Raw genomic sequence first — 23,763 nt, 5'->3', positions numbered from 1 at the left:
AACTCATTGGCCGATCTACCGCTATCGGGAGCAAGCCCCCTCCCCCATTCAGAATTGTGATTGGCGGGGAAGACGCTGTGATAGTTCGTCGAGCAGCTTCTGCTCGCGCTTGTCTTCCAATGCCCGCGCTTCGTCGATGTAGCGCTGCACCAGTTTGCGCAAGCCCTCGACGCGGGCAAAGGCTTGCTGCCAGCTCTCGCGAGCCTTGTCGAGGTTGTTCTGGTGCCAGGCCAGGCTTTGGCGCTGCTGGCCGACGGCCGTTTCGAGCTGATTGAGAAAGCCCTGGTAACTCATCAGCCATTGGCCCGACACACCTTGCGTGCCGCGTTCGATCCATTGCTGCTGGTATTCGCTACGGAAGCGCTCAAGGTCGCCCAGCTTGCTTTCCGCCAAACGCACTTGCCCCTGGAAATACCCCAGGCGCTGGACGGCGGTTTTCTCGGCTTTTTCGGCCATGTCCACCACCGGGGCCAGGCGCGCAGCGCGGCTGTTGGCCATGGCTTAGCCGCCCGGCGCGGGGGCGAAGATCGAACCCAGGTGCGCTTCGCTTTCACCCATGCTGATCTTGTCGTTGAGGCCCTGGCGCAAGTAGGTCACCAACTGCGGTTGCAGGGCGATCGCCAGGTCGGTGTCGCGATCACCACCGGCCACATAGGCGCCGACGCTGATCAGATCGCGACTCTGTTGATAACGCGACCACAGCTGCTTGAACTGCTGCGCGCGGGCCATATGCTCCGGCGTGACCACCGACGGCATCACCCGGCTGATCGACGCTTCGATGTCGATGGCCGGGTAGTGCCCCTCCTCCGCCAAACGCCGCGACAGCACGATGTGGCCGTCAAGCACGCCCCGCGCCGAGTCGGCGATGGGATCCTGCTGGTCATCGCCTTCGGACAATACGGTGTAGAACGCGGTGATCGAACCACCACCGGCCTCGGCATTACCGGCGCGCTCCACCAGCTTGGGCAGCTTGGCGAACACCGACGGCGGGTAGCCCTTGGTGGCCGGGGGCTCGCCGATGGCCAGGGCGATTTCCCGCTGGGCCTGGGCGAAACGGGTGAGCGAGTCCATCAGCAACAGGACGTTCTTGCCCTTGTCGCGAAAATATTCGGCGATGCGCGTGCAGTACATGGCCGCGCGCAAACGCATCAGCGGCGCATCGTCCGCAGGGGATGCGACCACCACCGAGCGCTTGAGGCCTTCTTCACCGAGGCTGTGCTCGATGAATTCCTTCACCTCGCGGCCCCGCTCGCCGATCAGGCCCACCACGATGATGTCGGCCTCGGTAAAGCGCGTCATCATGCCGAGCAATACCGACTTACCCACACCCGTACCGGCGAACAGGCCCAGACGCTGGCCGCGGCCGACCGTCAATAAACCGTTGATGCTGCGAATGCCCACGTCGAGCGGCACGCTGATGGGGTTGCGGTTGAGCGGGTTGATCGTGGGGCCGTCCATCGGCACCCAGTCTTCGGCCTTCATGCCGCCCTTGCCGTCCAGCGCGCGACCGGCGCCGTCCAGCACACGGCCGAGCATGCTCATGCCCATGGGCAGGCGGCCGGTATCGGCCAGGGGCACCACGCGGGCGCCGGGCGCAATACCGGCCAGGCTGCCGACGGGCATCAGGAAAATCTTGTTGCCGGAAAAGCCCATCACTTCGGCTTCGACCTGCACCGGGTGATAGCTGTCGTCGTTGATCACCATGCAGCGACTGCCCATGGCGGCGCGCAGGCCTTCGGCTTCGAGGGTCAGGCCGACCATGCGCAACAGGCGCCCTTCGAGGATCGGCTGGCCGGGCAACTCGGTGGCCTCGGCGTAACCGCCCAGGCGCTTGGCGAAGCTGGTGCGGTCAAGGCGCATCGGGGGCGTCCAGGTCCACGCTCAGGTCCGGCTCGGCCGGGTTCAGCGCCTGCTCGTGTTGCTGATCAAGCAGCTTGGCCATGATCTGGCTGATGCGGGTTTCCACCGTGGCATCGATGCGGCTGTGCTCGGTCTCGACCCGGCAACCGCCGGGCTGCAGCGCCGCATCTTCGACGATGCGCCAGGTTTCTTCATGGCGCTCGCGCATCGCTTTGACCTGTTCGAAGTCCTGCGGGTTGATGTACAGCCGCACATTGCCGACGCCCAGGGGCAGCAGCTTGAGAGCTTCGCGCATCACGCTTTCGATCTGGCTGGAATCCAGCACCAGTTCGCGCTGGATCACCTGGCGGGCGATGTGCTGTACCAGGCCGACCATGGATTTTTCGATTTGCGAGTCCTGCTCGGCGATGGGCGCGAACAGGTTGCCCATCAGCCGATCCAGGCTCTCCAGCTTGACGCTCAGCGCCGCCTCGGCCTCCTGGCGCACCTTGAGGGTGGTGCTGCGAAAACCGTCTTTCTCGCCGGCGGCGAAGCCTTCGTTGTAGGCCTCCTGACGGATGCTCTCCAACTCTTCCAGGGTCAGTGGCTGGACTTCCTCCAGCGGCACTTCTTCCATTTCCACCGGCGGCTCTTCAACCGGTTCCGGCTCGGGCTCGGGCACATGCGGATCGAAGCTGGGCAACGACCAGATGTCGAACCCACCGACGTCCCGTGCGCGAATCAGATCGCTGGGCGCCTCATCTTTGTTCGACATGAGCAGCGCCTTAGATCATTTCTTCGCCGCCCTTCCCGCCGAGAACGATTTCTCCGGCTTCGGCCATACGGCGGGCAATCGTGAGGATTTCCTTCTGGGCGGTTTCCACGTCGCTGACGCGTACCGGCCCCTTGGCTTCCAGGTCGTCGCGCAACAGCTCGGAGGCACGCTTGGACATGTTCTTGAAGATCTTCTCCTTGACGCCTTCGTCGGAGCCCTTGAGTGCCAGTACCAGCACATCGGAGGACACTTCGCGCAGCAGCGCCTGGATGCCACGGTCGTCGACATCGGAGAGGTTGTTGAACACGAACATGAGGTCTTCGATCTGGCCGGACAGGGTGTCGTCGATCTCGCGGATCGAGTCCATCAACTGGCCTTCGACCGAGCTGTCGAGGAAGTTCATGATGTCGGCCGCGCGCTTGATACCACCCAAGGTGGTACGCGAGGCGTTCGAGTTGCCCGAGAACTGTTTCTCGAGAATCGTGTTGAGTTCTTTCAGGGCCGCCGGCTGCACGGTGTTCAGCGACGACACGCGCAGGATGATGTCCAGGCGCACTTTATGGTCGAAGTGGCCGAGGACCTCACCGGCCTGGTCCGGGTCGAGGTAAGCCACCACGATCGCCTGGATCTGCGGGTGCTCGTAGCGGATCACGTCGGCGACCGCGCGCGGTTCCATCCACTTGAGGCTGTCCAGGCCACTGGTGTTGCCGCCCAGCAGGATGCGGTCGATCAGGCCGTTGGCCTTGTCTTCGCCCAAGGCCGAGGTGAGCATCTTGCGGATGTAGCTGTCGGAGCCGACGCCCAGGCTGGTCTGGTCGCCGACGATCTCGACGAACTCGCTCATCACCTGCTCGACTTGCTCACGGTGCACATTGCGCATCTGCGCCATGGCCACGCCCACACGCTGGACCTCTTTAGGCCCCATGTGACGCAGCACTTGGGCGGCGTCGGTTTCACCGAGGGACAGCAGCAATACAGCGGCTTTGTCGACCTTGGTAAGTTTGGCAACAGCGGCTCGACTATCACTCATCTGCGTTAATCCACTCTTTCACGACCTGGGCCACACGGCCCGGGTCTTCTGCTACCAGACTTTTGATTGCGTTCAACTGAGCGTCGTAGCCTTCGCTCGGGCTCGGCAACAGGATGCTTTGCGGGCCGCCGAGGCTGACGCGGTCGTTGGCCAGTTCGCCGTCCAGGCCGCCCATGCCACCCAACTCGACATCGCTGCCACCGAAGGCCGCCAGTTGCTTCTTGCCGTTGCCGGTAATGTTGTTGAGCACCGGGCGCAGCACACCGAACACCAGCACCAGGATGAACAACACACCCAGCACTTGCTTGACGATGTCCCAGAACCACGGCTGGGTGTAGAACGCCGCTTCGGCGATCACTTCACCGCGCTCGGCGGAGAACGGCATGTTGATCACGCTGACGCTGTCACCACGACTGGCGTCAAAACCAACGGCGTCCTGCACCAGGCGCGTGAAGCGCGCCAATTCGTCGGCGCTCCACGGCGCACGTGTTACAGCACCGTCAGCGGCGTTGACCTTGACCTGGTCATCGACCACCACCGACACCGACAGGCGATTGACGCGACCCTGCTGCTGCTTGGTGTGGCTGATAGAACGGTCGAGTTCGAAGTTCTTGGTGGACTGGTTGCGCTTGTCCGCCGGGTACGGCGCGAGCATCGGCTGGCCGGTGGCCGGGTCCATGATCTGCTGGCCGTTGGCATCCAACAGTGGCTGGCCAGGCTGGATCGCGCCAGCGGTGGCTGCGGCGCCACCGGTGGTTTGCGGCGCCGAGGCCGGGGCCGGTGGCTGGTTGCTCAGGGCACCCGGCACACCTTGCGGGCCATTGCTGGCGGTGCGTTGTTCGCTGGTCGATTGCTCACTGCGCAGGGCCGGCTGGTCCGGGTTGAACTGCTCGGAGGTCGACTCGACGGCACTGAAGTCCACGTCGGCAGACACTTCCGCCTTGTAGCGGTCATTGCCCAGCACCGGTTGCAGGATGTTGTGCACACGCTGGGTGAGCATGCTTTCCATGCGGCGGCTGTAGTCGAACTGCTTGCCGGCCTGGGTCAGCGCGGAGTTTTCGGCCATGTCGGACAGCAGGTTGCCCTTCTGGTCGACCACGGTGATTTGCGACTTGCTCAGTTCGGGAACGCTGGTGGCCACCAGATTGATGATCGCCAGGACCTGGCCAGGCTCCAGGGAGCGGCCGGAAAACAGTTCGACCAGTACCGAAGCACTTGGCTTGCGCTCGTCGCGCACAAACACCGAGCTTTTCGGGATCGCCAAGTGCACGCGGGCACCCTTGACGTTGTTCAGGCTGGAAATGGTGCGCGCCAGCTCGCCTTCAAGGCCACGCCGGTAGCGGGTGGCTTCCATGAACTGGCTGGTCCCCAGGCCCTGATCCTTGTCGAGGATCTCGAAACCGATGTTGCTGTCGGACGGGGTCACGCCGGCGGCGGCCAACTTCATCCGCGCACGGGCCACATCGTCGGCCTTGACCAGCAAGGCGCCGGAGTTGGGCTCCACGGTGTAGGCGATGTCGGCGGCGGCGAGGGTTTCCATGATCTGCTTGGAATCCATGCCCGCCAGGCTGCCGTACAGCGGCCGATAATCAGGTTGCTGCGACCACAGCACTACGGCAAAACCAATCGCCACGCTGGCAGCCAGGCCGACCATCAGGCCCACCTGACGCAGCATGGTCATTTCCGAGAGGTTTTCCAGGAACGATAGGCCAAACAGCGGCGGCTTGCCGTCTGCCTTGGCGGGTACGTTGTCGGAGACTGCTTCTGCCATGACTTAAATCTCGCCCTTAAACCGGCATCTGCATGATGTCTTGATAGGCCTGGACCAGCTTGTTACGCACTTGGGTCAGGGCCTGGAAGGAGACGCTGGCCTTTTGCGAGGCGACCATCACATCGGTGAGGTCCACGCCGCTTTTGCCGATCTCGAACGCATTGGCCAACTGGCTGGAGGCTTGCTGGGTGTCGCTGACTTTGTTGATGGCCTGGCCGAGCATGTCGGCGAAGCTGCTTTGGCCCAATTCCGGCGCTGGCGCGACGGATTTCGGCTGAGCCATGGCATCCATTTGCATGGAGCGCATATCCAACATCAACCGATTGAACTCAATACCCTGGCTCATGACCTTCTCTCTCCAACCCGCAAATTTTTGACACTACGCAGCGATTACTAGGGGAGGTAGCAACAAGGGTGCCAGCTCTGTATCAACTCGTAAGAAAAGGCGACAAACCTTGTCGACCTTGTTACCGGTTACGTGGCGAATAAATACGCTTCCACGTCCATCCCGGCGTCGCGCATCTGCGCCAGCTTGTAGCGCAGGGTGCGCGGACTGATGCCCAGGCGCTCGGCGGCCTCTTTGCGACGGCCGCGCTCGGCACGCAGGGTGTCGATGATCATCTGGAATTCGCGGCGGCGCAGGTCGTCGCCCAGGGCGCCGGCAGACTCAGCCTCTGCAACCACCGGCACGGGCGCCAACGTCGGCAATGGCGCGGCACCACTGCCCATGGCCAGACAGAAATCCTGGGGCTGGATCAAGCCGCCCTGCTGCAGAATCAGCGCGCGCTGGATGGCGTTGTCCAATTCCCGCACGTTGCCGGGCCATGGATAACTGATCAGGCAGGCCTGGGCTTCGGCCGACAGCCGCGCCTGGGCGTGCTTCATTTTTTTGACGTGGTTGTTCAGCAGGCGCTCGGCCAGCGGAATGATGTCTGCCGGGCGCTCACGCAGCGGTCGCCAGGCCAGCGGGAACACCGAGAGCCGATAGAACAGGTCTTCCCGGAAACGCCCCTCCGCCACTTCGCCGGCGAGGTCACGGTTGGTGGTGGCGACCACGCGGATATCCAGCTGGATCGGCTTGCGCGCGCCGACTCGCTCCACTTCGCGCTCCTGCAGCACCCGCAGCAGTTTGGCTTGCAGGCCCAGGGGCATTTCCGAAATCTCATCCAACAGAATGGTGCCGCCATCGGCCTGTTCGAACTTGCCCGCCTGGGCCGCGATGGCGCCGGTGAACGAGCCCTTTTCGTGGCCGAACAGCGTGGCTTCAAGCATGTTGTCGGGGATCGCCGCGCAGTTGATGGCGATAAACGGTTGTTTGGCGCGGGTCGACTGCTGGTGGATATAACGCGCCAGCACCTCTTTACCGGTGCCGGACTCGCCGGAGATCAGCACCGTGGAATCACTGCGCGCCACACGGGCCGCCAACTCGAGCAATTGGGCACTGGCGGGTTCGAAGGCAATCGGGCCCTCGCCTTCGTGGGCCGGGATCACGCCCAGGGCGTGGCGCGCGACCAGTTCGATCAGGGCTTTAGGCTCGAAGGGTTTGACCAGGTAATCCGCAGCGCCCTGGCGCATCGCGTCCACGGCACGCTCCACCGCGCCATGGGCGGTCATCAGCAACACCGGCAGTTGCGGCTGACGCGCCCGCAGCAGGCCGAGCAACTGGTGGCCGTCCATGCCGGGCATGTTCACGTCGCTGACCACGAGGCTGAAGGTTTCCTGCTCCACCGCCTCCAAGGCGTCCTCAGCAGACCCGACCGCCCGGTAGTCATGGCCCGCCAACAGCAGCGTGTCAGCCAATGCTTCACGCAGGGCGCGATCGTCTTCCACCAACAGAACCTTGATAGCCATATCCTTACTCCGCGCTCGCCGCGCATGAAAACAGCGGCAAGGTCATTAATGCACAGGTGCCACGCCCCAAGCGGGAATGCAGCTGCAATTCTCCCTGATGGGCACGCGCCACGGCCTTGACCACGGTCAGGCCCAGGCCGGTACCGTTGGTCTTGGTGGTAAAAAACGGTTCACCCAGGCGCTTGAGCACCAGCGGGTCGATGCCGCTGCCGCTGTCGCTGATGCACAGGCGCAAGGTTTGCTCGCGGTTGTACAGGTGCACCTTGAGCCGCGCACCGGGGCCACTGGCCTGGGTGGCGTTTTCGATCAGGTTGAGCAGCGAGCCCACCAAGGTGTCGCGGTTGCACAGCAGCTCGCCGAGGTGGCTGTCGCACTGCCAGCGCACTTGCACGTCTTGAATATGGGTAGCGGCCGCAGCCTGCAGGGCCTGCATCAGTTGGGCCGGCGTCACGCGGTCGGTCAGCGGCAATTCGCCGCGGGCAAACACCAACATGTCGCGCACCTGGTGCTCCAATTCATGCAGGCGCTCCTTCAGGCGCCCGGCAAAGCGCTGGTGGGTGGCGGCGGGCAACTGTTCATCAGTCAAATGACTGGCGTAGATCAACGCGGCCGACAGCGGCGTGCGGATCTGATGCGCCAACGAAGCGACCATCCTGCCCAGGGACGACAAACGCTCATGGCGCGCCAACTGGTCTTGCAGGTGACGGGTTTCAGTCAGGTCGTTGAGCAGCACCAACTGGCCCGGTTCCGCATCCAGGGAACGGGTGGCAATGGACAGGCGACGACCGTCTTTCAGGGAGATTTCGTGACCATCGTCCTCACGCGGCGCAAAGCAGCGGGTGATGACATGGCGCCACAGCTCGCCTTCCAGCGGCAGGCCGAGCATGTCGCAGGCCGCCGGGTTGGCTTCACGCACGCGGCCGTCTTCATCGATGACGATCACGCCACCGGGCAACAGCGACAGCAGGTTTTGCAGACGGTTGGCCAGGCGCTCTTTCTCGGCCAGCTCTTCCATGCGCTGGGCGCTGACCACCGCCAGCTCGCCTTTAAGCTCGGAGACCCGGGCTTCCAGCAGGCTGTAGGAGTCGGTCAGTTGGCTCGACATCTGGCTGAACTGCGAGAACGCCTGTTCAAGACCCTGGCGGGTCGGCGGCTCTACAGGCGGAACCAGCCCCTGGATGGCAGGGGTCGAAGATAGTTGGGCGGCGTGGGGCATCATGCTCTCTCGCTTGGCTGACCGTCAGTTAAACGGAACGTTGCGAGAGCTATAGCAATAGTTGTGCCGAAAAAAAACCGCTGAAATATCAGCGGCTTGGAAAACAGGCGTCAATCATCTGCCTGTTCATCACCTTCTTTGCGGCTCATACCGTACTTGCGCATCTTCTCCACCAGGGTGGTTCGACGGATACGCAGGCGCTCGGCGGCACGGGCGACGATGCCGTTGGCGTCGTCCAGGGCCTGTTGGATCAACCCCTGCTCGAGGTTGCCGAGATAGTCCTTCAAGTCCAGGCCTTCGGGCGGCAGCATCGCGGTGGAGCCGAAGTCTGGGGCATGGCCGTTGATGGCAACGCGTTCTTCCATGTCGCTGCGCAGGCTGTCGACCAGTTGCTCGTCTTCGTCGTCGACGTAGCGGAATTTCTTCGGCAACTCGACCACGCCGATCACCCCGTAGGGATGCATGATCGCCATGCGTTCCACCAGGTTGGCCAGTTCACGGACGTTGCCCGGCCAGCCGTGGCGGCACAGGGACATGATCGCGGCCGAGTTGAAGCGGATCGAACCGCGCTTTTCGTGCTCCATGCGCGAGATCAGTTCGTTCATCAGCAGCGGGATGTCTTCCACGCGCTCACGCAGCGGCGCCATCTCGATCGGGAATACGTTGAGGCGGTAGTACAGGTCTTCGCGGAAACTGCCGACCTCGATCATGCTTTCGAGGTTCTTGTGGGTCGCGGCGATGATGCGCACGTCGACGCTCTGGGTCTTGTTGCTGCCCACGCGCTCAAAGGTGCGCTCCTGCAATACACGCAGCAGCTTGACCTGCATCGGCAGCGGCATGTCGCCGATTTCGTCGAGGAACAGGGTGCCGCCGTTGGCCAGCTCGAAACGCCCGGCACGACTGGTGATCGCCCCGGTAAAGGCGCCCTTCTCGTGGCCGAACAGTTCGCTTTCGAGCAGCTCTGCCGGGATCGCCCCGCAGTTGACCGGCACAAAAGGCCCGTCGCGGCGCTTGGAGTGGTAGTGCAGGTTGCGCGCGACCACTTCCTTGCCGGTGCCCGACTCGCCGAGGATCAGCACACTGGCGTCGGTATCGGCCACCTGCTGCATCATCTGGCGCACGTGCTGGATGGCACGGCTGGTGCCGACGAGGCTGCGGAACAGGTTGGGTTCGCGGTGGCGACCGCGCTCGCGGGCCTGGTCGTACATCTCGCGATAGACCTGGGCACGGTGCAGGGAATCAAGCAATTTGCTGTAGCTGGGGGGCATTTCCAGACTGGAAAGCACGCGGCGGCGCTGGTCTTCCGGCAGCTCGACAGAAGAAATATCACCAATTAGCAACACCGGAAGGAACTCATCCCAGGTAGACAGTGTCTTTAACAAGCCCAAAACACCACCTGGAGCGTTTACCGTCCCGATCAGCACACAAATGACTTCACGGCTCGATGACAATGAGCTCGACACCTGTTGCCAATCATGGCTGCCACAGGGCAGATTTTCTTCGCCAAGAAAATTCAAAATCACCGCCAAGTCGCGGCGGCGGACGCTATCGTCATCGATCAGCAGAATTTTGGTTTCACGCCACATGCAATAGCAACTTCCCTAGTAAAACTTCCTGCCCCGAGATTGTGGGCAATCGAGGCGCCTGTAAGACTTCTTACCTTACTAGACGTCTGAAATCTGAAAACAGCACTAGTTAAGTCAAAAAAGCTGGCACGGTCAAATTTATGACGCGCCGGTAGGATTAACTGCGACTGTTCAGCCGAACAGATGGTAAACCTTTGACGCATTTTTCGCTTGGTTGATCTGCGACATCTCTTCAAAAATCGCCTGGCGCTCGCCTGTCGTCACCTCCAGTAACTGCTGATATACCACCAACAGGCTCTCAAGCTTCTCGCGCAGCGCATCTTCGTCCACCGGCGCTTCGCTGAGCACCTCATCGATCACCGCGCGGCAACCCAGGTCCAACTCGCCAACGGCCTCCCAATTGCGGTCGGCCAGCGCGCCGATCAGGGCTTCGCGGGTTTCGTCGATGCGTTGCAGTGCTTGGCTCATGATCTGTACCTCAAGGCGATCCGCCTTATTGTGGAGCGATGGCATCCCAGCCGGTTTTGACTGTAATCAGCAGGCGGGCGACTTCGTCGATCATCTCGGCGTCATTGACTTGATTCGCCTCGACCAGACGATTGCCCATGTAGTTGTACAGGGCGTCCAAACGCTGTATCGCTTCCGGATCTTCGGCTTTCTCCGGCTCCAGGCCATCGCGCAGGCCGGAGATAATTTCGATCGCCTTGCCCAGCAGCAGCCCTTTCTGGGCGATATCACCGCGACTCAACGCCCCCTTGGCCTGCGCCATACGATCCAGGCCACCTTCCATCAGCATCTGCACCAGGCGATGCGGGCTGGCCTCGGAGACCTGAGCATGGGAATTGACCTTCTGGTACTGGCGAAGGGCTCTCATCGGGTTCATGTTGCTACCTCGTTACTGGCGACAATCGAATAGGTTTGCTTAACCAGTTTTTCGACTGAGGCGACAAAAACTTTAATCCAGAACCATGGGCCAGGGCCCTGAATCAGGGCCGCGGGCGCGCCGTCCATCAGCTCGACTTCGGATTGTTCAGCGAGTTGAGGGTGGTCATGATGCTGGAGCTGCTGGAGTTGATCTGGGCGATCATGGTGTCCATAGCGGTGTACTTGGCCGTCAGGGACTTCTGCAAGGCATCCATGCGCCGCGTCAGGTCATCCGTCTCTTTGGTCAAGTCGGTCAACTTGTTGTTGAGATCGGTGGCACGGGTCGCCAGCGTGCCGGTGGTGCCGACATAACTGTTGGTCGCCTTGTTCATCCGCGTGATCAAGCCCGTGTCGCCCGTGAACAGCTTGGCGATATCGCCGGCGCCTTTAACTACTGCCGCGTTCCAGGTTTTGTCATCCAGGCTCAACAGCCCGGTTTTCTGGTCAGTGGTTACACCCATCTGTGCCAAACTGGAAATACTGCCTGCACCAGAACCGCTGACCAACTCCGAACGCAGGCTGTTCACCAGTTGACGCATCGAAGCATCACCGGTCAACGCCCCTGCGGTGGTGGTCGAGGCATCGCCGGTGGCGGTGACTTTGGTCTGGGTATTGACGGCTGTCATCAGCGCGTTGTACGCGGTGACGAACGACTGTACCGAGGTTTTCAACGTGTCGGTGTTGCTGGCCACGGTGATGGTCGTTGGCTTGGTCAAGTCAATCGTGTCCAGCAGATCCAGGGTCACGCCACTGATCGCAGACGTGATCTTGTTGCTGTTGGATGACATTTCAACGTCATCGATGAAGTACTTGGCATTTTTTGGGGCCGCGCCCTTGTCATACCCGGTGGCCAGCTGCGAGTCGCCACTGAGGGTGATGTCGGTGCCTTCGCCCATGTTGGTCGACGTCAGTACCAGACGTGCTCCGTTGGAGTCACTCAGCACGTTGGCGCTGATGCCCTGGGACGAAAGCTGAGTATTGATGGACTCGCGCACCTGTTGCAAGGTTGCGCCGCCAGGAATCACCACGTCATAGCTTTTGCCCGACTGGTTGATCGTCAACGTCTGGTCTTCGTCGGTGCTATTGGCCTTGCCCGTCGCGCCGTCCACATTCACTGCGGTGGTGACTTTCGACGCGGTCGCCAGGTTCGTGACTTTCAGCACGTACTTGCCGCTGGACGCGCCGTCAGCCAAGGTCACCTTGGCATTTTTCTCTTCCGAAGAAGTGGCCGCCAGCCCATTGAACGCCGAGGCATTGTTCAACTTGGTGATCGCCGCCTGGTAGGCTTCCAACGCCGTCTTGACCGAACCAACCGCCGACAACTGCACGGTGGCCTTTTTCTGCTCGTTGGTGATCTGCGCTTGCTTGGGCGCTTGTTCAGCCCCCACCAGCGCCTTGACGATAGCTTGCGTGTCGTAGCCCGAACCTGGGCCGGAAATCGTTGAACTAGCCATTTGCCATTCTCCTTGTCCTGCAGCGGCCGTTTTTTTGGCGCTTATGCGTTCTGACCGCAATCAGAGACATGTTTCGTGCCAACTCAGGCCTTGCTATCAAACAGCAAGCTGCTGGCATCGCTAAGGTTCTGCGCCAGCTTCAGCGCAGTCTCCGAGGGTATCTGTCGAATCACTTCACCACTGTCCGTGGCGATCACCTTGACGACCACCTTGCCGGTGGAGTCATCGATGGAAAAATCCAGGTTGCGCTGTGAAGCCTGCACAAACTCGCGAATATCGGTTACCGCTTTTTCCAGCGCGACGCGCTGCGGCTCCTCGCCCTTGACCGGTTCGCTGCTGGCTGCAGTCTTTGCCTGGGGCACCGGTGCGGCGCTGGGCTGGGCTGTACCAGAGGCGTAGGGAGTACTTAGCTTGATGCTCATGTCCATGTCACCACCTCCAAACTGAAAAAACGGAAGGGCACGTTAAACGCACCCTCCCGTTATTTAACCGCTGTCGCCTATTACTGAAGCAGCTTCAGAACAGAGGATGGCAGTTGGTTGGCCTGGGACAGGATCGCAGTGGAAGCCTGTTGCAGGGTTTGTTGCTTGGTCAGCTCAGCAGCTTCAGAAGCGAAGTCAGCGTCTTCTACGCGGCCTTTGGCAGCGGAGGAGTTCTGCGAAATGCTCTGCAGGTTGGCCACGGTGCTGGCGAAGCGGTTTTGTACGGCACCCAGCTGCGAACGCTGGCTGTCGATCTGCTGCATGGCGTCGTCCAGAGCCTGGATGGCCTGCTGCGAAGAAGCGGCAGTCAGGACGTTCAGGTCGGAAACGCTGGTTTCCATGGTAACAGCGGTTTTGGTGCCGGCGTTAGCAACAGCGGTAAGACCCAGTGCAGCCAGGCCAGTACCGGCGCTGCCGTCCTTAATAGTAATGTCTTTGTCAGCGAACAGGTTCAGGGTGCCGTCAGTATTTTTGCTGGCTTGTACACCAGTGCTGGCGCTGTTGATCGAAGAAACGATCGCGTCAGCAGTGTCACCAGTCTTGAACTTAACTTCAACGCCGTTCACAGAAACGGAGGTGTCAGAGGTCAGTTTAGCTTGGCTGGTACCAGCCGAAAGACCCAACTGCGACAGCGAACCACTGGTGGTGTTGGCTAGCTTGATATCGGCACCACCGCCCGACGTTACTTTGACTCGACCATCAACCAAAGTCGCGGTGCCACCAGTACCCGCAGCAGTGGCAATTTTGCCCAACACAGTGGCGTATGTATCGGTAGCAGTCCAAGCTACAGCATTGCCGTTGACCGAAACGCCACCGACTGCGCCCATTGCGGTAGTGCCAATTGGAGTAGTGTTTGTAGCAGGAGTAGAGCCAGCGGTCAGACCGAGCTTGGTCAGGCCAGCTGTTGCACCACCGGTAGCGGAAGCGCCCAGGGTAATGGCACTTTTCGACGTCAGACTCACGACGCCAGCGCCATCAGCGGTAGCAGTCACACCAGTAGTAGCTGTTTGAGCGTTGATCGCGGTAACAGCGGCAGTACCTGCAGCGCTACCAGCTGCAGCAACACCCAGAGTGATTTCAGTACCGTTGATGGTAAATGCATCGGTAGCCACGGTAGCCAGTGCCGCAGCACTGCCCGTAACAGTGGCTTTAGTGCCACCCAGTACAGAACCGGTCGAAGTAGCGGCCAAGCCAGTCATCGCAGTGCCGTTTACAGCTGCTTCTTTGTAGTTGCCTTTCAGCGCAGTAGAGCTGATGTCGGTCATACCGAACGAGATAGTCTCGTTGGCATTCGCTCCGATCTGGAATGCTACGTTGTTGAACGAGCCGTCCAGCAGGTTACGACCACCGAAGGTGGTGGTGCTGGCGATACGGTTCAGCTCGCCCACTTTAGCGGTGAATTCCTGCTGCAGGGAAACACGGTCAGCGTCGCTTTTATCACCGTTCGCCGCTTGCAGGGCGAGTTCACGTAGACGCTGCAGGGTGTTGGTGGATTCTTGCATCGCGCCTTCAGCGGTCTGGGCAATCGACACGCCGTTGTTGGCGTTGGAGATTGCAACGTTCAGGCCTTTGACCTGGTTGTTCAGACGGTTGGCGATCTGCATGCCGGCAGCGTCGTCTTTGGCGCTGTTGATTTTCAGGCCGGAGGACAGACGGTTCATCGACTGGCTCAGAGCGTCGGAAGCTTTGTTCAGGTTCTTCTGGACACCCAGGGAAGTGATGTTGGTGTTTACTGATAATGCCATGACGAAATCCTCGTTGATTGGATGCTGCGGCTTCCGGCCCTGGCAACCGCCGGGTGTGGCCTAGAGAACCTACGTAATAGTTATCGTCGTGGTAGCCAGTTGCTTGAGGGTTTTTTTGAATTTTTTTACTAGCACCGTGCCACCCCTTGCAATTCAAGGGCTTAGGCCCGCGAAAAACCCCGGTTTCATTGGCTTTTCTGGCGCCAATAAAAAAACGCCGATGATCTCTCGATCATCGGCGTTTCTTTTGAAGCCGGTTAAAACCTCACGAACGATAGAGAATCGCCGACCCCCACGACAACCCCACACCAAAACCACTGATGGCCACGCGCTTCCAGGTGGCGTCGATCACATGCTTTTCCAGCAGCAACGGAATGCTCGACGACACGGTGTTGCCGGTCTCGACCATGTCCTTGATGAACTTGTCCACCGGTGCATCTTCAAAGCGACGCGCCACGGCGTCGACAATCGCCGCACTGCCCTGGTGAATGCAGAACGCATCGATCTCATCGGCCGCAAGGTCCGACTCGTTGAGCAGCTCGTGCAAATGCGCCGGCACCTTGAGCAAGGCGAAGTTGAATACCTGGCGGCCGTTCATGAAGAACACGCCATCGCTGACCTTGAGGTGCGGTGCGCCGGAACCGTCGGTGCCGAACTTGGCCTTGCCCAGCAACCACGGCGCATCTTCGCCCATCCAGGTAGCGGTGGCGGCATCGCCGAACAGCATGGTGGTGTTGCGGTCTTCCGGGTCGACGATCTTCGAATACGGGTCGGCGGTGACCAACAGGCCGTTTTTCAGGCCGGTGGCTTCCATGAAGCCCTTCATCGCGTAGATACCGTAGACGTAGCCGGAGCAGCCCAGGGAAATATCAAACGCCGCCACGTGCGTGGGCAGGCCCAGTTTGTCCTGGACGATCGCAGCCGTATGGGGCAAACCCTCTTCATCGCCGTTCTGGGTGACGACGATCAGCGCATCGATGGACTCGCGCTTCAAGTCCGGATTGTTGGCAAACAAAGCGTTGACCGCCTCGACACACAGATCGGAGGTTTCCTGCGCGGCTTCCTTGCGCGGCAGGAACGCCGAACCGATCTTGCCGATGATGAATTCTTCATCCTTGGCGAACTTGGCACCCTGGGCGTAGTTATCGATCCCGTCTGCCGGCACGTAACTGGCGATGCTTTTTATGCCAATCATTGTGGCTTCCCAATACTAAATAGCTGGAGAACACCCCGAGGACTGCGCCTGGAGTGCTGACAATAAAGGGGATAACCCCATAAAAATCTCGCTGAAAGCCGCCTCGCAAGGACCCTGTGACGACTTATCCTTTTCACACGATACAGTGAAGATGCGCTTTATGACTCATAGGTCACTCAATTTTGTTTGGATTGTGCAAAACGTTTCAACAATTTAGCCGCAGAAACGACAGCGGCCCGCCCTGTTTCCAGAGCGGGCCGCTTGACGTGACGCCACTTACATCTTGTTGAACAGGCTCAACTGCGAGATTTTCACGAAGGCCAGTTGTGACGCCTGCAGCATGGTTTGTTGCAGGCTGAGGTTGATGGCCGCTTCGGCGAAGTCGACATTGCCCAGCGAGTTCATGGTTGTGGTATTGGCCAGGCCAATGCTGGTGTTTTCCTGCACCTGGATATCCAGGGTGTTGAGGCGCGCACCGATGCCACCACGAATCTGGTCGATCTGGCTGTAGGCATTGGTCAGGTTGCCGATCGATCTGGCCACCACATCCTTGAGTTCCTTCTGCAATGCCGGGTTGCCATCCGACGGTGTCTCGAGGGTCCGACGCAGGCGACTGAGGGTGTCGAGCACGTTCTCGTTCTTGTTACTGGTGGCACCGACCAGGAACTGATCGCCGTCTGCAGGATCCGCACTGACGCCCAGGGTAACACCCGCCACCGTGATCGAGGTGGCACCGGCGGCCAGCGTATCGCTGGCGATGGCTTTGCTGTCTGCGCTGTAAGGCTGCGCGTAGACGCTGTAAGCACCCGCCGCGCCGAACTTGATCACCAGGCCGGAGTTGGGGAACGTACTGGAATAGGCGGCCTGATCGGTCACTGCACCGCCCGTCAACTGCGCCGTGCTCGGATTGCTTGGCGTCCGCGACACACTGAACGAGTCAGGCTTGATCGACAGGCTGAACTCGCGGCCCGCCACCACCAGGTCCGACGGCGCGCCCGGCAATACGTCTTTGCCCAGGTTCAAGCCGATGTCGAACTTGACCCCACGCAGGTTGAGGGTGGAGGCGCCTTCCTTGGTGGAGTCGAAGGTGCCGTTGCCCGGGATCTCGGAAGTGATGTCCTTGCCGGCCTTGTCGCTGACGGTGTACTGGGTACTGCTGGTAAAGGTCAGCTTGTACGGCTGGCCGTCGGCAAATTTGTCGCTGCTGGTGCCCGAAGCAATCAGGCCTGCCGATACGGTGACTTTACCGTCATCCACATCCACAGCCGGGTTCGGCAGCACGCGCGTGGCTTGCGTACGCCCGGTATTGGCCGCGGTTTCAAGCATGCTCTTGGCGGTATCCCCCATCGAGATCGACAGGTTTTCGGCGACTTTCAGGGTCAGCGGAGTGTCATCGCCCTGATAGGTGTAGGTGCCGTCGTTGTTGCGCGAATAAGGCGGCGTGTCGGTCTTGCTCCCGGAAAACAGGTAATTGCCGGTGGAATCCTTGGTATTGAGCAGACCCATGATCTGGTCTTCCAGGGAACCGATTTCAGCGGCCGTCGACTTGCGGTCGGCATCACTGATACCGACGTTACCCGCCTTCAGGGCCAACTCACTGGCCCTTTGCACAGCTATGTTGATGTTTTCCAGCACGCTGTCTTCGGTGCTCAGCGAATTTTTCAGCGTGTCGATATTGCCGTTGAATTGCCCCAGCATGTCTTTCTGCTGTTGCAGCATCAGCAACCGCGCCGCCGCCACCGGATCATCCGCCGCCGTTTGCACGCGCACACCGCTGCTTGCCTGATCCTGGGCCTTCACCACGCTGGAATAGTTCTGCTGGTAATTGGCGGAGCTGGTTTCGAAATACTGCTGTGTAGAAATACGCATCGTCCCAGACTCCCTTAAAGGCTATTGATCAATGTAGTGAAGGTTTCCTGCGCAGCCTTGATGATCTGCGACGACGCGGTGTAGTACTGCTGGAACTTGATCATGTCGCCCGCCTCGTCATCCAGGTTGACCCCGGACACGGAGTTGCGCGCAGCCTTGTTGGCCGCCAGTAAGGCGCCGGTCGCAGAAACGTCAACACCGGACTGGTTGGCCTTGGCACCGACCTGGGAGACCAGGCGGCTGTTGGCACCGGTCAGGCTCACGCCGACGTTACCCCCCCCCAGACCCACAGTGGCCTTGGTCTGCAGATCAAGCAACTGTTGGGCGTTGCGGCCATCGGACTTGCCGCCGCTGTTGAACGAAAAGGTCGTGCTGTCACCATCAGCCGGCGAACCGTTGATGGTGGTGTCGAATTTGAAGCCGGAACCTGGGATCACGGCGCCGGTGGCATCCAACTCGGGCACATTGACGCTGATCTTGTTGCCCTGCCCCGGAATGATGGTGCCGGTACCGATCGCCTTGCCCTGGGCATTACTGATCGTATACGACTGAGTGCCGTCCGCAGCCGGCTTGCCGAACACCATTTTGACCGGCATCAGGCCTTTAATATCCGTACGTAACTGCGCGGTAGCCGCCCCGCCGTGGATGTCCAACGGAACGCTCAACGACGGCTGGGTAAACGTGCCCGTGCCGGCATTGGTCTTGCCGCTCTCGCCGATCAGCGGGCCGGCAAATGCGAGCTTGTTGGCATCGGCCATCTCCACGCCGATAGCACTGGCACCGGTGGCAGTAGGGCTGACTTTATAGCTGTCGGGGAAGCTCATGCTGCCCTTGCCATCAAGGGCCAGGGTGAAGCCGTCCATCGGCACCTGGTTGGCAGCGGTGATGTCGAAGGTGCCCATGGCCTTGCCGTCGGAGCGCAGCACCGTGACCATGTTCGGGTTGGTATTGTCGCTGAAGGTGACCTGGTAGTCGAACGTGGTGAGCTTGCTGCTGTCAGTGATCGTCACGTTCAGGTTGCTGGCGGTGGCACTGTTGCCCGCCGCGCCCTGGCTGCGTGAAGCAATGGCGGCAGCGCTGTTGATGTCCTTGAACAGCGAGGTACCGAAATCACCATTCAAGTCCAGGCCCTGACCCAACTGGTTGTTGATGGTATCGGCGGTGGCAATGGCCAGGCGGCCCAGCTCATTGATAGCCGGCATCAGGGCGTCGCTGCGATAACGCAACAGGCCACCAATGCTGCCGCCACTGACCACCGAACCGAGGTCCAGGGCGGTGCCGCTGACATTCAGTTGAATGGTGTACTGACTGTTATCCGATTTGCTCGGCACCGCAGAAATCGTGTTGACAATCCCACCCTCCACCAGCGACTGGCCAGTGCCGGTGGTAATACTGAATTGGCCGTTCTTTTCCGTCGCAGTCACACCGATCAGCTCGTTGAGCGAGCGCACGGCCTCATTACGCGAGTCCAGCAGGTTGGCTGGCGCGCTGCTGGCCGAACCTTGGGCCTGGAAGATCTGCTTGTTCAGCGAGGCAATCGAGGCGGTCAGTTGGTTGACCTGGTCACTCATGGTGCTCAACTGGCTGTTGATGGTTTCTTTTTGCTGGGTCAGTTGCGTCGACAGCGAGTTGAAGCGATTGGTCAGGGTCTGGGCATTGGCAACCAGCAGTTGCCGGGCCGAAAGGTCATTAGGGTTCGACGAAGCCGTCTGCAACGTTGCAAAAAACGAGCTGAGTACCGACGACATGCCAGTGGTGCGGTCCGACAACAACTTGTCCACACTGCCGATCTGGCCCTGGTACGCATTGGCGTCCGCACTCAACGATGTGCTGTTTTGGTAGGCAGTATCCAGATACTCGTTGTACACCCGACGCACATCCGCCAGGGTCGTGCCGCTGCCGATGAACACACCGCCGAACTGGTTCGACGCATTGGCGGTCTGAGCGCTCTGCTGGCGGGAGTAACCCGGAGTATTGACGTTGGCAATGTTGTTACTCAAGACCGACAACGATCCTTGAGCGGCGTTAAGCCCCGACATCCCGATATTGAGCAAACTCATGGTTCAGACCTTATAAATGAGTGGTCGCGCCCGCGGCAGCGTAGTTCTGGTAACTGTTCATGGTTTTCGCGATCTGCGAAATCTTGCTGGCGTAGTCCGGGTCAGTTGCATAACCGGCCTTTTGCAACTCGCGTACAAACTGTTCCGGGTTATCGGCCGACTTCACAACTTCTTTATAGCGATCATTGCTTTGCAGCAACGTCACGAGGTCATGGAAGCTGTCCTGGTAAGAATCGTAGGAGCGGAACTGCGCCGTTTCCTTGACCATCGCCCCATCACGAAACTCGCTGGTGATCGCACGTGCCTGACCGCCCTGCCAACTCTGGCCGGCCTTGATACCGAACAGGTTGTGGCTGCTGCTGCCATCCTGGGCGCGCATCACCGACTTGCCCCAACCGGTTTCCAGGGCGGCCTGAGCCACCAGGTACTTCGGATCGACACCGATACGCGCCGCGGCCGCCTTGGCCATCGGCAACATGGTCGCGACAAATTCATCCTGGGAACTGAACGCCTTCTTCACCGGCGCCAATGGCGGCTGGGCCACGGCGCGACCGTAGACCTGCATGCGCCCGCTCGGTACGGCAAACGTGCGCGCAGTGCTGTTGACCACGTTGTCGGCAGCCGCGCTGTTACGCAGCGGCGCCGCCTGGGCAACGGTGGTGGTGTCGGTGCTCGGCACGATGCCGGCGAGCAGGCGATCGGTCAGCTTGCTCGGCAAGGCGATACGGCGCTGGTTCATCAGTGCGATGTCGTTGCTGTGGGCCGCAGCGGCACCCGCCTGGGGCTCCGCCACGCGATAGGCCCACAGTGGACGCTGGCCATTGGAACGCCCCAACGGGCCCTCGGCCTGGGTACCGGCGGCAATTTGCGTCGGCACATCGACTTTCTTGACCGCCTCGGCCGCCGCCGGGCCCTGCAAGGTGGCCGCCTGGGCGTCCACCGGCTTGTTCTTCTGCATCTGGCGCATCAGCACATCGGCCAGGCCGATACCGCCGCCTTCGCGGGACATCGAAACCGCCAGTTGCTGGTCGTACATTTCCTGGTACTGCTTGGCCGCCGGGGTATTCATCGGGTTGTCTTTACCCAGTGCCTCGGTGGCCGAGCGCATGGACTTGAGCATTTCGCTCAAGAACAGCGATTCGAATTCCTGCGCCACCTTGCGCATGTTGCCTTCGCTGTTCTTGTCGCCGACCTTCAACTGGTTCAGGCGATTCAAGTCGGAATACGAACCCGAATCCGCCGTGCTGGTCAGGCCGCTGTTACGCATGTCCATGGCCATGGCGTTAAATCACGATCAGGTCGGCTTGCAACGCGCCGGCCTGCTTCAAAGCTTCGAGGATCGCCATCAAGTCGCCTGGCGCTGCGCCCACCTGGTTCACTGCACGCACAATCTCATCGAGGGTGGTGCCGGGGCCGAACTTGAACATCGGCTTGGCTTCTTGCTGGGCATTCACTCGCGAGCGTGGCACCACCGCCGTCTGGCCATTGGACAATGGCCCAGGCTGGCTGACGATCGGGTCTTCGGTGATGGTCACGGTCAGGCTGCCGTGTGTCACGGCGGCCGGCGAGACCTTGACGTTCTGGCCGATCACGATGGTACCGGTACGCGAATTGATGATGACCTTGGCCACCGCCTGGCCGGGGTCGACTTCGAGGTTTTCCAGGATCGACAGGTAGTCCACGCGCTGGCTTGGGTCCAGCGGCGCGGTGACGCGGATCGAGCCGCCGTCGATGGCTTGGGCCACGCCAGGGCCGAGCATGTCGTTGATCTTGTCGACCACACGCTTGGCGGTGGTGAAGTCCGAACGGTTGAGGTTCAGGGTCAGGCTGTTGCCCTGGTTGAAACCGCTCGGCACGGTGCGTTCAACCGTGGCGCCACCGGGGATGCGACCGGCCGACGGCACGTTGACGGTGATCTTCGAACCGTCGCGACCTTCGGCGTCAAACCCGCCCACTACCAGGTTGCCCTGAGCGATGGCATAGACGTTGCCGTCGATACCTTTAAGTGGGGTCATCAGCAAGGTGCCGCCGCGCAGGCTTTTGGAGTTACCGATGGACGACACGGTGATGTCGACCACCTGGCCCGGCTTGGAAAACGCCGGCAAATCGGCACTGATCGACACCGCCGCGACGTTCTTCAACTGCACGTTGCCCGAACCCGCCGGCACCTTGATGCCGAACTGCGAGAGCATGTTGTTGAAGGTCTGCAGGGTAAACGGGGTCTGGGTGGTCTGGTCACCCGTGCCGTTGAGCCCCACCACCAGGCCGTAGCCGATCAACTGGTTGGAACGCACGCCAGAGATGCTGGCGATGTCTTTCAGGCGTTCGGCCTGGGCGACTGCGCTCAGACTCAGCAGGAGTGCCGCCGCCATCAGCTGTTTGAGTTTCAAAGTGGCCACCTAGAAAGGGAACAGCGGGCTAAGGAAGAAACGGTCGAACCAGCCCGGCTGACTCGCATCAGCGAACGAACCTGTACCCGAGTAGGTAATGCGTGCATCGGCAATGCGCGTCGACGACACCGTGTTGTCGGTGGAAATATCATCAGCACGGACCATGCCGGCAATGCGCACCAGCTCGTCGCCGGTATTGAGCGTCATCCACTTCTCACCGCGCACGGCGATGATGCCGTTGGGCAATACATCGGCCACCGTCACAGTGACCGAACCGCTCAAGCTGTTGCCCTGCGCTGCCGCACTCTTGCCGTTGGTGGCGCGATCACCGCTGTAGCCGGCATTCAGACTCAGGTCACCATTGCCCAGGGGGTTATTGGTGTTGGGCACGGCGCCAAACAGCGAGCTCAAACCAATGCTGGCCGTACTGGTCTTGTCGATCTGGGAGTTGGCGTTCTTGCTGGCCTGGGTTCGCTCGTTCAGGGTGATGGTGATGATGTCACCCACGCGGAACGCCTTGCGGTCGCTGTACAGGTTCTGTTCGAAACCGGCCTGGTAGATCGAGCCATTGTTGGCCGCCGCCGGCAATGGCGTGCGCGGCAACACCGGCGCGTAGTACGGGTCATTGGGTTTTGGCGTCGGGGCGACACAGCCCGCGAGCACGGCAATCCCACTCAATGCCAAGACAGAAACAAAGCGATTCATGACCCTTACCTCACGGTGTTGCAGGCGCTCTAAGGAGCGCCCCATAGACTTGATTACAGATTCTGCGTTACGAACGAAAGCATCTGGTCGGCGGTGGAGATCACTTTGGAGTTCATCTCGTAGGCGCGCTGAGTGGTGATCATGTTGACCATCTCTTCAACGGTGCTGACGTTGGACGTTTCCAGGGTGCTTTGCAGCGTGGTGCCGAAACCGTTCAGGCCTGGAGTGCCGATTTGCGGCGCGCCGCTGGAAGCGGTTTCCAGGAACAGGTTATTACCCATCGCCTGCAGGCCGGCCGGGTTGATGAAGTCGGCGGTTTGCAGGTTGCCGATCACTTGCGACGCCGGGTTACCGGCCACGGTGATCGACACGGTGCCGTCGTTGCCGACGGTGAAGGTCTGGGCGTTGTTCGGCACGACGATAGCCGGTTCCAGGGCGAAACCGTTGGCCGTCACGATCTGGCCATTGGAGTCCAGGTGGAAGGTACCGTCACGGGTGTAGGAAGTGGTCCCATCCGGCTGCAGGATCTGGAAGAACCCTTTACCGTTGATGGCCATGTCCAGCGGCTGGCCGGTCTGCTGCAGGTTACCGGCGTTGAAGTTCTTCTGGGTACCAACGATCTTCACACCGGTACCCAGTTGCAGGCCCGACGGCAATTCGCTGTCCTGGGTCGACTGGGCGCCTGGCTGGCGTTTGATCTGGTAGAGCAAGTCCTGGAACTCGGCGCGGTCACGTTTGAAACCCGTGGTCGACACGTTGGCCAAGTTGTTGGAAATGGTGGTCAGGTTGGTGTCCTGGGCGGACAGACCTGTTTTGGCAACCCATAGAGCCGGAAGCATGCTGTTCTCCTTCGTGCGCCTGTTTGTTGGCG

General features: G+C 60.6%; 21 protein-coding genes. All 21 read right to left on the bottom strand.

Annotated features, from left to right (window positions below; all coding sequences use genetic code 11):
* Positions 1-48 precede the first annotated feature (48 nt).
* The 21 genes from fliJ to flgG all read right to left on the bottom strand — a co-directional run bounded on the left by fliJ (position 49) and on the right by flgG (position 23,731).
* A complete protein-coding gene (fliJ, locus tag AB1462_RS11745) occupies positions 49-498 on the bottom strand; it encodes a flagellar export protein FliJ (RefSeq protein WP_090400014.1) in 450 nt (149 codons plus the stop codon).
* A 3-nt stretch (positions 499-501) separates the two neighbouring features.
* Positions 502-1,860, bottom strand: coding sequence for a flagellar protein export ATPase FliI (gene fliI / locus AB1462_RS11740; protein ID WP_090400016.1), 1,359 nt, complete (start codon positions 1,858-1,860; stop codon positions 502-504).
* The gene (gene fliH, locus AB1462_RS11735) at positions 1,850-2,614 is read right to left on the bottom strand and encodes a flagellar assembly protein FliH (RefSeq protein WP_090400018.1); all 765 of its coding nucleotides are present in this window, start codon (positions 2,612-2,614) and stop codon (positions 1,850-1,852) included. Before fliH ends, fliI begins: the two co-directional genes overlap by 11 nt.
* A 10-nt stretch (positions 2,615-2,624) precedes the next feature.
* The gene (gene fliG, locus AB1462_RS11730; RefSeq protein ID WP_048720872.1) at positions 2,625-3,644 is read right to left on the bottom strand and encodes a flagellar motor switch protein FliG; all 1,020 of its coding nucleotides are present in this window, start codon (positions 3,642-3,644) and stop codon (positions 2,625-2,627) included.
* Positions 3,637-5,415: a flagellar basal-body MS-ring/collar protein FliF gene (fliF, locus tag AB1462_RS11725; RefSeq protein WP_053133228.1), complete on the bottom strand. Its 1,779-nt coding sequence runs from the start codon at positions 5,413-5,415 to the stop codon at positions 3,637-3,639. Before fliF ends, fliG begins: the two co-directional genes overlap by 8 nt.
* Before the next feature lie 16 nt (positions 5,416-5,431).
* Positions 5,432-5,761 carry a flagellar hook-basal body complex protein FliE gene (gene fliE / locus AB1462_RS11720; RefSeq protein WP_015885194.1) on the bottom strand — a complete coding sequence of 110 codons (330 nt, stop codon included), beginning with the start codon at positions 5,759-5,761 and terminating at the stop codon, positions 5,432-5,434.
* Between the two features lie 128 nt (positions 5,762-5,889).
* Positions 5,890-7,266 carry a sigma-54-dependent transcriptional regulator gene (locus tag AB1462_RS11715; RefSeq protein WP_367246759.1) on the bottom strand — a complete coding sequence of 459 codons (1,377 nt, stop codon included), beginning with the start codon at positions 7,264-7,266 and terminating at the stop codon, positions 5,890-5,892.
* Between the two features lie 4 nt (positions 7,267-7,270).
* On the bottom strand, positions 7,271-8,482 hold the full coding sequence (locus AB1462_RS11710; RefSeq protein WP_090409760.1) for an ATP-binding protein: 1,212 nt from the start codon (positions 8,480-8,482) through the stop codon (positions 7,271-7,273).
* A gap of 110 nt (positions 8,483-8,592) precedes the next feature.
* Entirely contained in the window at positions 8,593-10,068 is a 1,476-nt protein-coding gene (locus AB1462_RS11705; protein ID WP_090400023.1) for a sigma-54 dependent transcriptional regulator, read from the bottom strand.
* A gap of 171 nt (positions 10,069-10,239) precedes the next feature.
* Complete coding sequence (locus AB1462_RS11700; RefSeq protein ID WP_090400026.1) at positions 10,240-10,536, bottom strand: flagellar protein FliT; 297 nt, start codon at positions 10,534-10,536, stop codon at positions 10,240-10,242.
* Between the two features lie 25 nt (positions 10,537-10,561).
* Positions 10,562-10,951 carry a flagellar export chaperone FliS gene (fliS, locus tag AB1462_RS11695; RefSeq protein WP_034099507.1) on the bottom strand — a complete coding sequence of 130 codons (390 nt, stop codon included), beginning with the start codon at positions 10,949-10,951 and terminating at the stop codon, positions 10,562-10,564.
* A 127-nt stretch (positions 10,952-11,078) separates the two neighbouring features.
* Entirely contained in the window at positions 11,079-12,446 is a 1,368-nt protein-coding gene (gene fliD, locus AB1462_RS11690; protein ID WP_090400028.1) for a flagellar filament capping protein FliD, read from the bottom strand.
* An 83-nt stretch (positions 12,447-12,529) separates the two neighbouring features.
* Entirely contained in the window at positions 12,530-12,874 is a 345-nt protein-coding gene (locus tag AB1462_RS11685; RefSeq protein ID WP_090400030.1) for a flagellar protein FlaG, read from the bottom strand.
* Between the two features lie 74 nt (positions 12,875-12,948).
* Complete coding sequence (locus AB1462_RS11680) at positions 12,949-14,673, bottom strand: flagellin (protein WP_367246758.1); 1,725 nt, start codon at positions 14,671-14,673, stop codon at positions 12,949-12,951.
* Positions 14,674-14,938: 265 nt separating this feature from the next.
* On the bottom strand, positions 14,939-15,868 hold the full coding sequence (locus tag AB1462_RS11675) for a ketoacyl-ACP synthase III (RefSeq protein WP_367246757.1): 930 nt from the start codon (positions 15,866-15,868) through the stop codon (positions 14,939-14,941).
* 276 nt (positions 15,869-16,144) lie between these two features.
* A complete protein-coding gene (locus AB1462_RS11670) occupies positions 16,145-17,737 on the bottom strand; it encodes a flagellar hook-associated protein 3 (protein WP_090400037.1) in 1,593 nt (530 codons plus the stop codon).
* A gap of 14 nt (positions 17,738-17,751) precedes the next feature.
* Positions 17,752-19,797: a flagellar hook-associated protein FlgK gene (flgK, locus tag AB1462_RS11665; RefSeq protein WP_146371554.1), complete on the bottom strand. Its 2,046-nt coding sequence runs from the start codon at positions 19,795-19,797 to the stop codon at positions 17,752-17,754.
* 10 nt (positions 19,798-19,807) lie between these two features.
* Positions 19,808-21,076: a flagellar assembly peptidoglycan hydrolase FlgJ gene (gene flgJ, locus AB1462_RS11660; RefSeq protein ID WP_090400039.1), complete on the bottom strand. Its 1,269-nt coding sequence runs from the start codon at positions 21,074-21,076 to the stop codon at positions 19,808-19,810.
* A 4-nt stretch (positions 21,077-21,080) separates the two neighbouring features.
* A complete protein-coding gene (locus AB1462_RS11655) occupies positions 21,081-22,169 on the bottom strand; it encodes a flagellar basal body P-ring protein FlgI (RefSeq protein ID WP_033901075.1) in 1,089 nt (362 codons plus the stop codon).
* 27 nt (positions 22,170-22,196) lie between these two features.
* Positions 22,197-22,892, bottom strand: coding sequence for a flagellar basal body L-ring protein FlgH (flgH, locus tag AB1462_RS11650; protein ID WP_090400042.1), 696 nt, complete (start codon positions 22,890-22,892; stop codon positions 22,197-22,199).
* 53 nt (positions 22,893-22,945) lie between these two features.
* Positions 22,946-23,731, bottom strand: a complete 786-nt coding sequence (gene flgG, locus AB1462_RS11645) for a flagellar basal-body rod protein FlgG (protein ID WP_027603835.1) — start codon at positions 23,729-23,731, stop codon at positions 22,946-22,948.
* Positions 23,732-23,763: the final 32 nt, after the last annotated feature.

It is taken from the genome of Pseudomonas sp. SB113 (genome assembly GCF_040754745.1).
Taxonomy (GTDB): Bacteria; Pseudomonadota; Gammaproteobacteria; order Pseudomonadales; family Pseudomonadaceae; genus Aquipseudomonas; species Aquipseudomonas grimontii.
The sequence above is the reverse complement of the archived record's forward strand: the minus strand, read 5'-3'. Positions and strand labels throughout refer to the sequence as shown.

What these genes read in the sequence shown, in the direction of transcription:
- fliJ (WP_090400014.1), bottom strand. Translation starts at nt 498, where the DNA reads ATGGCCAACAGCCGCGCTGCGCGCCTGGCCCCGGTGGTGGACATGGCC.
- fliI (WP_090400016.1), bottom strand. Translation starts at nt 1,860, where the DNA reads ATGCGCCTTGACCGCACCAGCTTCGCCAAGCGCCTGGGCGGTTACGCC.
- fliH (WP_090400018.1), bottom strand. Translation starts at nt 2,614, where the DNA reads ATGTCGAACAAAGATGAGGCGCCCAGCGATCTGATTCGCGCACGGGAC.
- fliG (WP_048720872.1), bottom strand. Translation starts at nt 3,644, where the DNA reads ATGAGTGATAGTCGAGCCGCTGTTGCCAAACTTACCAAGGTCGACAAA.
- fliF (WP_053133228.1), bottom strand. Translation starts at nt 5,415, where the DNA reads ATGGCAGAAGCAGTCTCCGACAACGTACCCGCCAAGGCAGACGGCAAG.
- fliE (WP_015885194.1), bottom strand. Translation starts at nt 5,761, where the DNA reads ATGAGCCAGGGTATTGAGTTCAATCGGTTGATGTTGGATATGCGCTCC.
- AB1462_RS11715 (WP_367246759.1), bottom strand. Translation starts at nt 7,266, where the DNA reads ATGGCTATCAAGGTTCTGTTGGTGGAAGACGATCGCGCCCTGCGTGAA.
- AB1462_RS11710 (WP_090409760.1), bottom strand. Translation starts at nt 8,482, where the DNA reads ATGCCCCACGCCGCCCAACTATCTTCGACCCCTGCCATCCAGGGGCTG.
- AB1462_RS11705 (WP_090400023.1), bottom strand. Translation starts at nt 10,068, where the DNA reads ATGTGGCGTGAAACCAAAATTCTGCTGATCGATGACGATAGCGTCCGC.
- AB1462_RS11700 (WP_090400026.1), bottom strand. Translation starts at nt 10,536, where the DNA reads ATGAGCCAAGCACTGCAACGCATCGACGAAACCCGCGAAGCCCTGATC.
- fliS (WP_034099507.1), bottom strand. Translation starts at nt 10,951, where the DNA reads ATGAACCCGATGAGAGCCCTTCGCCAGTACCAGAAGGTCAATTCCCAT.
- fliD (WP_090400028.1), bottom strand. Translation starts at nt 12,446, where the DNA reads ATGGCTAGTTCAACGATTTCCGGCCCAGGTTCGGGCTACGACACGCAA.
- AB1462_RS11685 (WP_090400030.1), bottom strand. Translation starts at nt 12,874, where the DNA reads ATGGACATGAGCATCAAGCTAAGTACTCCCTACGCCTCTGGTACAGCC.
- AB1462_RS11680 (WP_367246758.1), bottom strand. Translation starts at nt 14,673, where the DNA reads ATGGCATTATCAGTAAACACCAACATCACTTCCCTGGGTGTCCAGAAG.
- AB1462_RS11675 (WP_367246757.1), bottom strand. Translation starts at nt 15,868, where the DNA reads ATGATTGGCATAAAAAGCATCGCCAGTTACGTGCCGGCAGACGGGATC.
- AB1462_RS11670 (WP_090400037.1), bottom strand. Translation starts at nt 17,737, where the DNA reads ATGCGTATTTCTACACAGCAGTATTTCGAAACCAGCTCCGCCAATTAC.
- flgK (WP_146371554.1), bottom strand. Translation starts at nt 19,797, where the DNA reads ATGAGTTTGCTCAATATCGGGATGTCGGGGCTTAACGCCGCTCAAGGA.
- flgJ (WP_090400039.1), bottom strand. Translation starts at nt 21,076, where the DNA reads ATGGCCATGGACATGCGTAACAGCGGCCTGACCAGCACGGCGGATTCG.
- AB1462_RS11655 (WP_033901075.1), bottom strand. Translation starts at nt 22,169, where the DNA reads ATGGCGGCGGCACTCCTGCTGAGTCTGAGCGCAGTCGCCCAGGCCGAA.
- flgH (WP_090400042.1), bottom strand. Translation starts at nt 22,892, where the DNA reads ATGAATCGCTTTGTTTCTGTCTTGGCATTGAGTGGGATTGCCGTGCTC.
- flgG (WP_027603835.1), bottom strand. Translation starts at nt 23,731, where the DNA reads ATGCTTCCGGCTCTATGGGTTGCCAAAACAGGTCTGTCCGCCCAGGAC.